The sequence below is a fragment of the Oscillospiraceae bacterium genome (genome assembly GCA_025757985.1).
Lineage (GTDB): Bacteria > Bacillota > Clostridia > Oscillospirales > Ruminococcaceae > Gemmiger.
The window spans coordinates 1019112-1032840 of sequence record CP107210.1; the positions used below are offsets into that span (position 1 = coordinate 1019112).

Consider the following 13729-nt stretch of genomic DNA (forward strand, 5'->3'; position numbering starts at 1 on the left):
GGCGGCGGGTATTTAGTTGTGAAAGTTCGGGGCAAGTTGACCCGATGTGTAGGGAATGAAAAACTGGAAATTATTTTTCTTTGCATTTTATACCGTAATTTCCCCTACTACCATTTTCGTAGCCCCGATATATTTCATATCTTTTTCCATTTATCTCCACTTCGTCATCGTTAATAAATGTATAAGACTCGCCATTTTCTTCACAATATTTTGAAATTGCTTCCATAGTTTTTGCAAGAGTTGGGTAATTGGTACTATCCTCATAAGGAACCCAAAAAGCCTTTTTAAACATATAAAATACCTCCTTCTAATTTGTTAAATAATCCACGAATTTTCAAATCTTTGTAAAATAATAGTATCATACAACTTCGCAAAAGTCCACTTATAACTTCTAATTTGTTGCTGTCTTTATTATACTGCATTGCCTATCGAAAAGATAGTATATTTTATAAAACTTGTCGGCTGGGAACAGCTTGCAATGCAAGGTGTCCCCAGATGGCAAGTCCACAAAAGGGTAGCTGGCGAAAGCCAGCGCAGGGGAAGCGTAGCGTCCCCTGTTTGATTTGGAGCAGACCATGACTGCGGAAAATCACAGCCCTCCGGCGAGGAGCCTTCGGAGAACGCAATGCACCAACCTCTGGGTGGTGTATAATTGCGCCCTTAGTAAACTAAGGGGTTTCCGGCTTCTCCCGTTCCAGCAGTTTTTTCAACAGTTCCTGTGTGTCCTGTCTGTGAAAAATGAGTTTCAACAACAGCATGACATCATCATCTGTCAGGCGTTCCGGCTCTTGTAGAAAACTTTCCAGCATACCGCCACGAGTACAGAGCCGGTGCGTCCGTTCCTTTCGGGTAAGCTGCTTTAACTGGTGCTGCAATGCCTTTTCATCATTGATGGCTTTCCGCAGTTTCTTTTCGCTTTTCTCCAGCTCCCGGTTTAGCTTTTCCAGCTTTGAGGTATCAGGCAAGGGCAGCGTCCCCCTTTCCCGGTATCAGCACATAAATCCGGTTTGGTTCTCCAACGCCCTGACGCACCCGCATGATAAGTCCGGCGGTTTCCAGTTCATTCAGAGAACGCTTGACCGTCATAGGACTGCGGGACAGGACTGCGGCAATGGCTGTGACAGGGAAGCAGACAAACAGGATTCCGTTCTCGTCCTCCTGCCCTTTGGATAGCATAGCGTCCAGCATCCGGCAGTACATGACCTTTGCGGTGCTGCTGACTGGAAATCCTGTCAACGCTCTGGGAAATGGCATACAGGGCGGCAGTGGTGTGTCTATCGTCATAAATTCAAAATTCATTCGGTGTGTTCCTCCTTTTTCTTTGCTCGTTTGGATAAATAACGGGGGCAGTCAATCACAACCGCCCGGAAGCTCTGCTTGCACCCATGCTGGCATTTCCGGCATAATTCGTTGTAAGTGACACGCCCCCGGTCATTGAGGTAAAAGGAAAGCTCCTGTTTCCTCTTTTTGCTCATTCTCGGCATATTGCGCTTCCTCCCGTTTTTGTGTATGGTTTCGGGGCGATTTTCGGAAAAATTACAGCCATAGAGCCGCCTAAAATCTCCCGAAGTATCAGCGATAGGGTAGACTATCCCCCTATCAGATTGTCGTGTTTCGGTATCATTTCGGTGTCAGTTCGCCAGTTCTCCCCGGTGTCGTTCCTCCCCTGAATCTCACAGCGGCGTATCGCTCCCTTTGGTACGCTCGTTTCGGTCAGGGTTCCTCCACATCCCTGCCAAAAGTCATGGCACTACATCGCCGGGGAAGCATATCCCACACAGGCTGGTCATTCGATTGGAATAATCCATCGATGAACTACCTGTATCATAGAACATTTTTGTGCCCTGTGCCGTATGTCCACAAAGTAGGAATTAGGGGTAAAAATCAGAAATTTCCACGATTGCGGAAAGTGTGCTATAATCCAGTTAAGCGGCAGCAATGCAACCGCCGGAAAGGAGCGTGCGCCCATGAAAGGAGCAACAAGCATACAGGAACGCCTTTGGGAACTCCGCAAGGACAAAGGCTTAAATCTGGAAGAACTATCAAAGCTGACGGGTATTTCCAAATCTGCTCTCGGAAGTTATGAAAAAGAGGATTTTAAGGAAATCAATCATGGCAACCTTATCACGCTGGCAGACTTCTATGGGGTTTCCGTTGATTATCTACTGTGCCGGACAGAGAACAGGGAGCAGATCAACACGTCATTGACGGAGCTGCATTTGAATGATGAGATGGTTGCTCTCCTGAAAAGCGGTCGGATTAACAACCGTCTGCTCTGTGAGCTTGCCACACATAAAGATTTTATCAAGTTTCTTGCAGACATTGAGATTTATGTGGACGGGATTGCCACCATGCAGATTCAAAATCTCAATGCACTTGTCGATACCGTCCGGCATGAAATCATTGAACGGTATCGCCCCGGCGAAGATGACCCGCATTTGAAAGTGCTGCAAGCCGCCCATATCAGCGATGATGAATATTTCAGCCACATGGTTCTGGATGACCTCAATCTCATTATCCGGGATATTCGGGAAGCTCACAAAAAGGACAGTGAGAGTGCGCCCCAGACCACCGTTGCCGATGAACTGAAAGAAAATCTGGAAGCGGTCGAAAATTTCAAGGGCAGTCGGGATGAAAAGCTCGTTGTCCTTTACTGCAAGCAGCTCGGTATCAACTATAAAAATCTGTCAGATGAAGAATTTCGCTGGCTCATTCGGATTCTCAAAAAATCAAAGAAAATGGGAACGCCTATCAGCCAAAGGAAAAAACGGTAAAGAAAAACCGCTGTTGCATGGTTTGTTAGCTTCCATGTAGCAGCGGTTTTTACTGTGGTTATTCAGTTGAAAATCAGAACGATAAACTGGAAGTTATCGATTTCTTTGTGCGCTGTATCTAACGGACAGCACAATGCTTACTGATGCGGTAATGACCTTTGCAAATACGGCGCTCCACCAAATCGTGATTTGACCGCCAAACACCGGCGGCAGCATCAGCATCAACACCAGCATGATGATGGGTTCGATAAAGGTCAGAACATAGGACAGCACACTTTTTTCGGTTGCGTAGAAAGCCGCCGCGGAAACTCGTGTGATGGCGTCAAACGGAACCGACACAAGGAAGATCGGCATGACCTTTATGACCCCTGCGTTTACCTCGGCAGATGAACCGAACAGTAGTCCAATCTTTCCACGGAGCAGGTAAATCAGAATCGCACTGATTACCGCCAAAACCATGGAAAATTCATACGCCAGCGTTTTGGTTTGTTTGAGCGATTTTTCTTCGCCTGCTCCGTAGAACTGACTCATGAGCGGCTGGCTACCATCACCGACACCCTGCAAAAGAAGATAAACAATGCAGATGATATAGGAGATACAGGCATAGGTGGCGATAGCCTCCTGTCCGCCATAATAAACCGAAAATCGGTTGATGATCACAAGAGAGATATTTGGGGCAAGGGTCAAGCCAAATGGAGCAAGTCCGATTTTTAATATCTGAAATGCCGTTTTCGGGGTATCAACAGGTGCGATTTTCAGAGTGAGGTTCTTTTTGATGGCGCAATACACGAGTGCAACCGCCATGGTAACTCCCTGCCCAATAATGGTCGCCAATGCCGCACCGTACATGCCCCGTCCAAGAACCCACACAAAAGTATAGTCAAGAGCAACATTGGTAGCAAAGCCGCAGATCATAGCGATCATTGCCCACAAAGAACCGCCGTAATTACGCATAAACGGAACCAGTCCGGTGCCGAACACCTGTAAAATCGCTCCAAGGGCAATTACCTTGATATACTCATTTCCCAGAGTAAGCAACTCGCCCGATGCACCAAGGGCAGAAAGGATTTTCTCTGAAGTGAAGAAAACGGTGACAGTCAGGACAGCGCTGAAAAGAAGCATCAGCCATGTTGCACCGGCAACGAACTCCCGTGCTTTTTTCTCATTTCCTGCTGCTTTCAGAATGGAGTATTTGACTGAACCACCCATTCCGATTCCTGTCCCTACGGATTGCAGGACCGCCGTGATGGGATATGCAATGTTGATTGCGGAAAGTCCGGCATCCCCGATTGAGTTGCCTACAAAGAAACCGTCAACGATGGCATACACCCCGGAAAGCGCAAAGGATAACACGGACGGAATCACATACTGAAAGAAAGTCCGCTTGTTATTCACTGCCCAGACCTCCTCTCAGCTCTCTTTCAAAGAGAAGATTGAAAAGGTCAAGAATTTCACACATGGCTTGGAGCCGTTCGTTCCCGATTGTTCTATAAACCTTCTCCTCGGCTTTTCGTAAAGGCGCAATCATTCTGTGGGCGTATACCTGTCCGCTTTCAGTCAAGACGATCCGCTTCTCACGTTTATCGCCCTCGCTGGCCTCCAACAGTAAATAGCCCTTCTTTTGAAGTGCGCTCACGACCGTATGAACCGTCTGTTTTTGCATACCGAAATTCTCTGCGATCTGCTTTTGCGTCAGTTCTCCCATGGATTCCAGCGCATACAGCACCATCATTTCCGGGTATCCGACGCCAAGTACTGAAGCTGCTTTTGTATATAGCGCAGTGCTTTTCGCCCACGCAACGTTAAAATGATTGTTTTCCATAAGTCCTCCTCTTACAAATAGTATTTACAAATACTATTATAGTATATTGTAAGGACTATTGTCAAGGGCGTATGGAGCAAAAAATTCTTATTTGTCATAATCATTCTACCATACCGTTATGAATAAATCATCTCTTGCAAAATAATTTCTTCTGCCCGGTTGTGAATGTTATTGCAACGCCGCACCCATTCCATTTCTTGGGTTCGTTTCAATTCCTCGGTCACGCCCTCGGCATCTTTCATCTGCTCCATGATGGTGTCTAACCGTTCCTGTGCCTGTTCGTTCAGGTCTGCAAGGTATGTCCATAACTCCCCGGTCAAGGTCAATGTGTTCAATCTGACTGGGTGGACTTCCCTTAAATATTCCCTGTGCATCCGTCCGTACTTTCCAATAGGGCGGTGTTCCTTCGGCAGCTTCAAATCCGGGATATAGTAATCTCTGACAAGGATATAATCAATTCCGTTTTCCGTTATTCTTGGTTTCAGTTCGCTCATGTTCCTTACCTCCTGTGGAAGTAGGCTCGTCTGGTACTAACTCAATCACATCGGTAATCTCACAATTCAGCGTTTCGCAGATACGGGCTAATGTGTCCATGCTGATGTGCTTTCCCTCTTTACTCATGTTGGCAATCATATTCGTTGTCATACCAGCGGCAAGCCTTAAATCTTCTTTTCGCATATCACGCTCTAACAGTGTGTGCCAGAGTGGTTTATAGCTGATACTGCCTTTGCGGTCACGCTCATGCACAAGGATTTTCTCGATAAACTCGTTGAGCATGGCAATGGTCAGCTTGTCGAAGTTCTCATACTTATCAATCAGAGCGATAAAACGGTCAGCGTCCTTTTCGTGCTTCTCATAGCTCTTGACAGCCTTTTCCAGAACAGAGATTTCGGCGGTAAGCTCGGTCTGCTCCTTTTCATATTGAGCGTCCAGAGTGGCATATCTGCTGTCAGACAGCTTGCCTAAAATGTTGTCCTCATAGATTTTGCAGAGCAGGACTTCCAGCTCGGACACTCTCTGCTTGGCGGTGGCAAGGCGTGACCGCTGTTTCTTAACCTCTGCTGTCTGCTGGCTGGACTGCGCTTCCTGTACCACACGGACAAACTCGGCTCGGTCATGCTTCGCATACTCGGCAATGGCTTTGAGCATTTCGGAAACAAGGGACAGTACCACATCTTCATTGATACGATGCTGGGTCTTGCAGAGCTTTCCAACTGGGACTTTGCTGTATTGGGAACAGGTATATTGAGAAATACGCTTGCCGTTGTTGGTACGGTGGACATACATCTTGCCGCCGCAATCGGCACAATAAAGCAAGCCTGTGAGGGGAGCTGCTTCGCCCCAGCCGTCCGGGTAGCGTCTGACATTCCCACGGATTTTCTGCACAAGGTCAAAGGTCTGCTGGTCAATGATAGGCTCATGGGTATTCTCGAAAATTGTCCATTCGTCCTCCGGGACATAATGGCTTTTCTTGTCCTTGAAGTGCTTTCGGGTCTTGAAATTGATGGTGTGTCCCAGATATTCACGCTTTTCAAGAATGTTGCAGATGGTGGAAGAACCCCAGCCGTACATATCTTTGAAAGTCTTGTTTTTGTTCACGCCCTCGCCGTGTTGGGCAAGGTAAGCAGACGGAATAAGCACCTTTTCCGATTTCAGTTTGCTGGCGATCTGATACGGACCGTAGCCGTCAATCGTCATGGCAAAGATGCGCTTGACCACATCAGCGGCTTCGGGGTCAACCAACCATTGGTCTCTGGCTTCGTTCCAGAGATAGCCGTAAATGACCGTGCCTGTGAGGTGCTTGCCGGACTTGCCTTTGGACTGGAAAGTGGAGCGGATTTTACGGCTGGTGTCTCTGGCGTAATACTCGTTCATAATGTTGCGGAAAGGGGTAAAATCATCGTCCCCTCTGGCACTGTCCACGCCGTCATTGATGGCGATAAGGCGAACGCCACGCTGACGCAGGATTTCCATAATCTGACCGACTTTCAGATAGTCACGACCCATGCGGCTCATGTCCTTGATACACAGGTACTCCACATTCCCGGCTTCCACTTCTTTCATCATTGCTAAAAATCCGGGACGGTCAAAGCAAGTACCACTAATGCCATCGTCCGTGAAATGGACAATGTTTGTAAAGCCCTGCCGTGCGGCGAACTCCTCCAACATTGCCTTTTGATTGGATATGGAATTGCTCTCACGCTGTTGGTCATCATCTTTGCCAAAGTCATCACGGCTCAGTCGTTCGTACAGAGCTGTGATTTTCTCATTTTTTCTCATAACTTGCGCTCCTTTCTTCGGTTTTAGGTTGTGTGTTCTAAGAGACTTCCCAACCGCTTGATTAAGAAGTCTTTTAGAGCATACAACACCGGCAGCCAGCTTGTATTTTTTATACTGACGGACTGCAAAGTGATTCGGCTTTTTCTTTTCCAGGGCTTCAAACATCAGATCCACCGGGTTCTGGAACTCCTCATCATCTTCCCGCACCTCCATTGCGTTCAGGAACTCAATCAGGGTGGAGAAATTCTGTTCCTCAACCGGAGCTTCATAGTGGATATATCCGATCAAGGCACAGTAGAGCAGCGTTTCCGCCTTCGTCCAGAACTCATCACCGGCTTTTCCATCACCCTTTGTGTTGGCAATCAGCGTTGTCACCAGTTTCAGAATGTCTTTTTCTGAATGGATATAGGCAAATGGGTTATAGTGCATCGACTTCTGAAAGTTGATGGTGTTGAAAATCTTGATGGTGTAGCCATGCTTCAAAAGGGCGTTGCCGCACTCAATCACGATGCTGCCTTTCGGGTCAGTGACCACATAGGAACTGTGCATCTGGAGAAGGTTTGGCTTCAACCAAAAGCGAGTTTTACCGGAACCCGAACCGCCGATAATCAGAACATTCTTATTTCGGGCATTGGCAGGATTCTTCGGGCGATTGCTCATCATCAGCCGCTCCGTTTTCGTCAGGATCACATTGTCCTCGAACTTTGGTGCAATAAACGGCTCAATATCTTTTGCCGTTCCCCAACGAGCAGAACCGTACTCAACATTGTGTCGGTACTTCTTTGCGTTTTTGCCTTTTAGATAGACAGCCAGCCGAAGTCCTGCGCCGCAGAGAATACCAATCAGCAAATCCAACGGGTGAAAGCTGGGAAACGGATTGTTCAGGGCTATCGGAAGGGCATGAAAAAAGCTGAGGATTTTCGCAGATGAATCTGCCCCCTCAGCCAATCTCCATGCTTCTCCTAAATTCGTAGCGAACAACCCTACCAGAAAATACGGTAAATTCAGAATCAGGAGCTTTTTCATTTTTCTCTTATCCATCACAGATCACGCTCCTGTTTCTTCTCTCGAACCTTCTTCGGAATCGCTGCGACAATTTCCTTGAACTTCTTCAGCTGCGCCAGAACGCTCGGCTTTTCATTCTTGGTTAATGCCCTTGCCTGATGTTCCTTGCAGATTGCATCCAAAGCATCTGCATCTTTAGAACGGACAAAAACAAGAAACCGGGGAGGATCAACGGACTTATCTTTTCTTACGGCAAAGTCCACGCCATACTTCTTGGCGAGCTTTTCAAAATCACGGATACTCTCTTTGTCGATCTCAACATTCGTAGCACCCTGATTCTGTCCCAAAAGCTGTTTCACGGATTGCTTTCCATGAACGGCAGGGTCTCGTGCCTTTTTCATCTTCACTTTTTCCCGGTGCTGCAAATACTTGCGGATACCGGCAATGATAGTGCGCCCCGTCAGCTTGGTTGTGCTGATCGCCAGGTTTACTGTTCTGTTTTCAACTTCTTCCTGCATGATTCATCACCTCCTGCAAGCAGTAGAGTGAACAGATTATCGTGCCATATCTCTGTGGTCGTAATACAGATTGCCCTTGGCAACTGCGGCATGGCTGATAATCTTGATATTGCCAGCTTTCTGGTTATCCAGAGCCTTCTGATAACCCACATCGCTCAAATACAGGCGATTTCTTTCGCCTTTCCAACCGACAGGCGATTCATCGGTCAGCACATCGAAAATAATCATGTGCTTGGTGGCGTCATCAAATCGTGCCAAGTCCATATAGGTATGTCCCTGGTACTCCTTGGCACCATCCTGAATCCGCTTTCGCTCCATCAGCTCTCCAATCGTCGAATTTCTTTGCATAAGAACCTCCTTACAGAACATCTCGGTCAGGGTTACTTTTGTGGGGAACCGAATCAGCTTTGACAGGTGCATCTTCTTTCTTCACCATGTCATCCGGCAGGGGAAGCGCCATAATGCTGCGCCCCATGCGTACAAAAGTCTCAGGCTGATGAAAGTGTTCCTCAAACTGCTTCATCAGTTCCGGGGACAGAGAACAAAAATCATCCTCGCCCAATCCCACAACCAGAAAATCACCGGCGATAATGTCATAAATATCGCCGTCATCATCACGCAGCGCACGGTTCAGTTCTTTGCCTACGAGTTTACCTTCGTCGTGCATCACCAGTGCAACCGGCTCATTGAACGGATAAGTTGCCTCAATATCGCCACCTACGGCTTTCTGCAAATCCTCCAGCTCACAGCCGATCTGCACAGCCTGCGGATACATGAACGGCTTTACCAGCAACACATTCATGGTATCTGCCTGTTCTTTCTGAACCTCCCGTTCCTCGGTCGTGCCGAACGCAACACCGGTAAAGTTTTCGGAGTCCAGAATGTACTCCGAATTGTAATAAGCGGCTCTAACCTGTTCCTCTGCCGCATCGTGAGATTCTGCTTGCACCGTAACCGTTTTCTCCAAGGTTTCGGTGATCTTCACATCGTATTCTTTCAAGTTTCGATACCTCCGTTTCTTTGGAAATAAGAAAAGCGACCATCCATGAACCTGTTACAGTTCATAAATAGTCGCATCCACATCGGCTAAAAGCTCGAACAAGCAAATATCGTCCAGTTCGCAAATCAGGGAACCCATGTCGAAGAAAATATCGTCCTCGCATTCCACCGTAGTAACCACGCTGCGGTGTTCGTTAAGACAAATGGCTTCTTCCTTGTCCATCGTGATCGTAGACATACAGGACACCACATAGAATGTCATATCTTCTGCTAACCACAGCTCCTTGCTCTGAATCGTGCGAACTTTTTCATCGCCGCTCATATCTTCTACATAGGACAGAAGCCGCACGGCTCTGCTGTTCAGAAGTACCTTTCCCTGATAGTCGATACCCTCACCAGCAGAGGACAATACTCGATACTCGCTAATCATCTCGGCATTTTTCTGAAACGACTTTGCCAGAAGCGCAGGAGAAATATCATCGAACTCCTCACTGTAGTTTACGAGCATATCTACCATATAATCAGGATCGCAAAGGTCGTAGAGTTCTTCCAAAGCGCCCTGAATGTTTTTGGGTGTAAACATTTTTTACCTTACCTTTCCATTGATTTTTCTCTTTTTTTCTGCCATTGCTCCAAAAGCTGAATGATTTTATCCTCCATCTACTTGTTGGTATAGGACTTCGGGAAGTATTTTCGCAACGAATCCGTTTTGAAGGTTACTCTGTCCAGCTCTCCCTTCTTGATTTCATTCATAATCTCGCACATCGCATCCAGCGTACACTCGCCCTCCTGTGCGAGCTTTTTAATTCGCTGTGCTTGCGAAAGGGAAGGAGCTGCTTGAGCATAATCCATTGCAGAAAGAAAATCCTTCTGTTCTTCACTTGCCAGATAGGAAAGCTCCACCGCAGGATTGAATTTGATCTGACCCGTATCTACCATATCCAGCAGTTCCGGAATCAGTTCGGTCAGACGGATATAACGGTGTACCTGATTTCTGCTTTCTCCTGCCTCCTGACCGACTATATCCATTGCCTGCAACTTCATCCCAACTTGGGATGAAGTTAAATCGGTGCGTTGACCTTGATGTTTAATCGCATCCAGCTTCATCTTATAAGCAAATGCTCTTTCACTCGGCAGGATACTCTCCCTCTGCAAATTCGCATCAACCATCAAAATAATGGCTGCATCATCGTCCAGGTCACGAACAATCGCAGGCATGGTTTCCTTACCCGCAAGCTCCGATGCCCGGTGCCGCCTGTGACCAGAAACGATTTCATAACCACCGTCGGGGTCAGGACGGACAATCGCAGGAGTGAGAACTCCGAAATCTCGGACGCTCTCTGCCGTTTTCATCATTTCTTCATCATCAACCACACGGAAGGGGTGTCCCTCAAAGGGGTGTAGCTCAGAAAGCGGAATTTCCTGCACACGCTCCTGCTGGGCTTCAGCTCTGGATTGATCGGTGGAGAAAATATCATCGTACCCCTTCAAGCTGATGTTTGCGCCTTTTTTCTGCATTGTTTAACACCTCCTTCGTCAGAATTTTATAGGCTTCGGCAACTTTGCCTTTGGGATCATGCTTGAAGATACTGGTTCCCTCTGCGCTGATTTCCTCTGCACGGACAGAGCGGGGAATGTCGGTCTTGTAAACCTTCAGCTTTCCGCCGTAGCTCTCCCGAATCAGATTGCTGATGTCTTTGGAGTAGTTGGTGCGGCTGTCCACCATCGTCAGAAGAATCCCTTCAATCCTCAGTTTCGGGTTGATTTGCCTCTTGACCTTGTTGATGGTTCCAAGCAGCTGTTCCAGACCCTTTGCAGGAAGGTATGCTGCCTGAACCGGTATCAGCACATTGTCGGCAGCTGCCAACGCATTGACGGTCAGCATACCCAAAGACGGCATACAGTCAAGAAGAATGTAATCATAATTCTGTTTGACTGTATCCAGGTATTGCCGAAGAATGGTTTCCCGGCTCATGGCATTGACCAGTGCTACCTCCATACCTGAGAGTTCGATGTTGGACGGCACCAAATCAACGCCCTCCGGATGATGAAGAATCCCTTCATCGGGAGTAATAGGGTTTTCCATCATAATCTTTCCCATCAGATCGGAAAGTGTCGGAGACAGATCATCCGGGCAGGGATTGCCCAAACTGACCGTCAGGGAAGCCTGGGGATCGGTGTCTACCAGAAGCACCTTTTTTCCTTCAAGAGCCAAGCCAACGCCAAGATTCTCGGTGGTGGTGGTCTTTCCAGTGCCTCCTTTCTGATTGACCACCGCAATGATGGTTGCTTTTTTCGACATTTATCGTCACTCTCCTTCCTCTCGCTTCATTTTCAATTTCTTAAATCCTCCTTCCAAATATCCGTGTGACATATCGTGCCGAACAAGAGCATCGTAGTAGGTGTCTATTGTCGTCGGCGCATTGTATATCGTAGTCAGCATATACTGACGGATATTTCTAATCTTTGTGGTGTTCTCCTTGAAGCAGTCCATAACATATCGAATGTGTTCGGCATTCAGTTTCATAAACCGACTGCGGACAATTTCTGCCGGACGCTCCTCTGCACCAATGCGAATCAACGGTCGCTTCGTGCAAACTGTTTCAACGATCAACTCCAGAATGTTATCCAGCATTTCGGAATCGTAAGGGTAATCCTTCTTCAACAAATCCATACTAAGCTGATCCGAGAAATAATCAAAGTATTCTTGATACCGGTCATTCTCGTCCATCATTCCACCATTTCCGGAAGGAAAGATAGAATCAGTATCACTAAATTCAGTATTTTTAATATCAGTATTATTACATTGTGATTTCGGAAGTTCTTGAGTTGTGATTTCCATTGTTCCAGAATTGTGATTTTCACAATTCAAGAGTTGTGAATCCACAGCAGAGATAAAGTTCTTCACATAGATCAGGTTGGGCTTTCCCAAACCCTGGCGCTTACGTTCAATCAATCCTGCTTTCTTCTCAAGTTCACTGAGCAGCTTGATAGCCTTTTGTTCAGCACAGTTCAGAGCCATCTTCGCTTCGTCGATTGTAAAAATGATATACACTCTACCGTTTTTATCTATCCAACCATTCTTGGCAGACAGGCTCATGCGGTCAAGCAAAATGCCATACAGCATCTTGGCATCGGCAGAAATATTCCAGAACCTCTCGTTCGTGAACAACACCTTCGGAACTCGATAGAATGTGAATAGATCGGATTGCTGACCGTAAAAATAATCAAAACTCACACGGCTTCACCACCTTCTTTCTGCGGAAAACTTTCTGTTGTCAGCGGAATGCTGCGGAAAGTCGTATCCGTCTTTTCGTAAGGACATCGGGCAAAATAGTAGAAGCGGTATTCCTGTTCATACACATCCATATCAACGAAGCCCCACTTCACGCATAACCTTCTTCGTACACCAACCAATGCACGGGTGATCTCGCCCATAGGGACAGCCATCACATTCCGACTTGGGTTTCGGCGGCAAAGAGATTAAGTAGTAGCAATTATTTCTACCCAGACGGCAGCCCTTTCTGCCATTCGTCCAGAAGTAGCAGTAATGACAGTCGCTCGGCTTGTCTGCGGTATAAACAGGCTTGCTCAAATAAAACACCTCCAATCTCTTGTATTTGCCCATGGGTTTGGGCATAAAAAAAGAGCGCCTATCCATCCCCAATGCGGGGCAAATAGACGCTCTATGTACATAACGATATTTAATTTTATCTGCTATAACTGCATGGTATTCAAAACATCCGCCTTTTTTGATTAGCTGGATTTTTGGCACGATTTTGGGGCTGATTAGCAGGAAGGGCATTTTCATTAGCAAGAACAGCCCGTTTTCTGCTAAAAATTAGCTGGCGATTTTGTCTTATAACAACCGTTCGATTCTGGAGGGGTTGTCAAAAATCAAATTTTGGAGTAGAATTTTATCTCATACAGTGAAAGAGCTTTTTCGTAGCTTTTTATATAAGAAAAGCCGAAAACCCTTGAAAACAAAGGCTTTCGGCGTTGTTCACTGGCGTCCATAAGAGGATTTGAACCTCCGACCCCACGCTTAGGAGGCGTGTGCTCTATCCAGCTGAGCTATATGGACGTGTCTGATATATGATTATAGCCCGATCAAAGTCGAACTGCAATCCCTTATTTAGTTTTTTTTGAGGTGGCCGTTGTAACGCAACCTTAGGAGGCGTGTGCTCTATCCAGCTGAGCTACTGAGACTGATATTCAGTTTTTTGGGTGCCATGCAAAGGTGCTATAACAAGGCTATTATACCCGCTTCCACCGCAAATTGCAAGTGCGCAAGGGAATAAAACCCTGTCGGGGCAGCACTGTAAAATGCA

General features: G+C 46.8%; 16 protein-coding genes, 1 tRNA gene and 1 pseudogene. 1 reads left to right on the forward strand and 17 read right to left on the reverse strand.

Going from position 1 to position 13729, the window contains the following annotated elements; genetic code table 11:
• Positions 1 to 70: 70 nt before the first annotated feature.
• From OGM67_05145 to OGM67_05160, 4 genes are all read right to left on the reverse strand, one after another.
• A complete protein-coding gene (locus OGM67_05145) occupies positions 71 to 292 on the reverse strand; it encodes a DUF4318 domain-containing protein (protein UYJ35705.1) in 222 nt (73 codons plus the stop codon).
• Between the two features lie 376 nt (positions 293 to 668).
• The gene (locus tag OGM67_05150) at positions 669 to 965 is read right to left on the reverse strand and encodes a DUF3847 domain-containing protein (GenBank protein UYJ35706.1); all 297 of its coding nucleotides are present in this window, start codon (positions 963 to 965) and stop codon (positions 669 to 671) included.
• Positions 958 to 1299, reverse strand: coding sequence for a DeoR family transcriptional regulator (locus OGM67_05155; GenBank protein UYJ35707.1), 342 nt, complete (start codon positions 1297 to 1299; stop codon positions 958 to 960). Before OGM67_05155 ends, OGM67_05150 begins: the two co-directional genes overlap by 8 nt.
• A complete protein-coding gene (locus OGM67_05160; protein ID UYJ35708.1) occupies positions 1296 to 1484 on the reverse strand; it encodes a hypothetical protein in 189 nt (62 codons plus the stop codon). The genes OGM67_05155 and OGM67_05160 overlap by 4 nt, the downstream gene beginning before the upstream one ends.
• A 483-nt stretch (positions 1485 to 1967) precedes the next feature.
• Between OGM67_05160 and OGM67_05165 the strand changes: the two genes are divergently transcribed.
• Entirely contained in the window at positions 1968 to 2774 is an 807-nt protein-coding gene (locus OGM67_05165) for a helix-turn-helix transcriptional regulator (protein ID UYJ35709.1), read from the forward strand.
• A 93-nt stretch (positions 2775 to 2867) separates the two neighbouring features.
• Here the strand turns inward: OGM67_05165 and OGM67_05170 are convergent, their stop codons facing one another.
• The 13 genes and pseudogenes from OGM67_05170 to OGM67_05230 form a co-directional block, all read right to left on the reverse strand.
• Entirely contained in the window at positions 2868 to 4169 is a 1302-nt protein-coding gene (locus tag OGM67_05170; GenBank protein UYJ35710.1) for an MATE family efflux transporter, read from the reverse strand.
• The gene (locus OGM67_05175) at positions 4162 to 4596 is read right to left on the reverse strand and encodes a MarR family transcriptional regulator (protein UYJ35711.1); all 435 of its coding nucleotides are present in this window, start codon (positions 4594 to 4596) and stop codon (positions 4162 to 4164) included. The genes OGM67_05170 and OGM67_05175 overlap by 8 nt, the downstream gene beginning before the upstream one ends.
• Before the next feature lie 116 nt (positions 4597 to 4712).
• Positions 4713 to 5090, reverse strand: a complete 378-nt coding sequence (locus tag OGM67_05180) for a TnpV protein (protein UYJ35712.1) — start codon at positions 5088 to 5090, stop codon at positions 4713 to 4715.
• On the reverse strand, positions 5050 to 7917 hold the full coding sequence (locus OGM67_05185) for a recombinase family protein (protein ID UYJ36194.1): 2868 nt from the start codon (positions 7915 to 7917) through the stop codon (positions 5050 to 5052). The genes OGM67_05180 and OGM67_05185 overlap by 41 nt, the downstream gene beginning before the upstream one ends.
• Entirely contained in the window at positions 7917 to 8399 is a 483-nt protein-coding gene (locus OGM67_05190; protein UYJ35713.1) for a PcfB family protein, read from the reverse strand. Before OGM67_05190 ends, OGM67_05185 begins: the two co-directional genes overlap by 1 nt.
• A gap of 36 nt (positions 8400 to 8435) precedes the next feature.
• A complete protein-coding gene (locus tag OGM67_05195; protein UYJ35714.1) occupies positions 8436 to 8747 on the reverse strand; it encodes a DUF5720 family protein in 312 nt (103 codons plus the stop codon).
• Positions 8748 to 8757: 10 nt separating this feature from the next.
• Positions 8758 to 9399 (reverse strand): DUF3846 domain-containing protein, encoded by a 642-nt coding sequence (locus OGM67_05200; protein ID UYJ35715.1) that lies wholly within the window; start codon positions 9397 to 9399, stop codon positions 8758 to 8760.
• Positions 9400 to 9453: 54 nt separating this feature from the next.
• Positions 9454 to 9981 (reverse strand): hypothetical protein, encoded by a 528-nt coding sequence (locus OGM67_05205; protein ID UYJ35716.1) that lies wholly within the window; start codon positions 9979 to 9981, stop codon positions 9454 to 9456.
• Positions 9982 to 9989: 8 nt separating this feature from the next.
• Positions 9990 to 10916: pseudogene (locus OGM67_05210) on the reverse strand (ParB/RepB/Spo0J family partition protein).
• A complete protein-coding gene (locus OGM67_05215) occupies positions 10873 to 11700 on the reverse strand; it encodes a ParA family protein (protein ID UYJ35717.1) in 828 nt (275 codons plus the stop codon). Before OGM67_05215 ends, OGM67_05210 begins: the two are co-directional and overlap by 44 nt.
• 6 nt (positions 11701 to 11706) lie before the next feature.
• Positions 11707 to 12636: a replication initiator protein A gene (locus tag OGM67_05220; protein ID UYJ35718.1), complete on the reverse strand. Its 930-nt coding sequence runs from the start codon at positions 12634 to 12636 to the stop codon at positions 11707 to 11709.
• Complete coding sequence (locus OGM67_05225; GenBank protein UYJ35719.1) at positions 12633 to 12836, reverse strand: hypothetical protein; 204 nt, start codon at positions 12834 to 12836, stop codon at positions 12633 to 12635. Before OGM67_05225 ends, OGM67_05220 begins: the two co-directional genes overlap by 4 nt.
• Before the next feature lie 569 nt (positions 12837 to 13405).
• Positions 13406 to 13482 (reverse strand) — tRNA-Arg (locus OGM67_05230).
• Between the last annotated feature and the right edge of the window lie 247 nt (positions 13483 to 13729).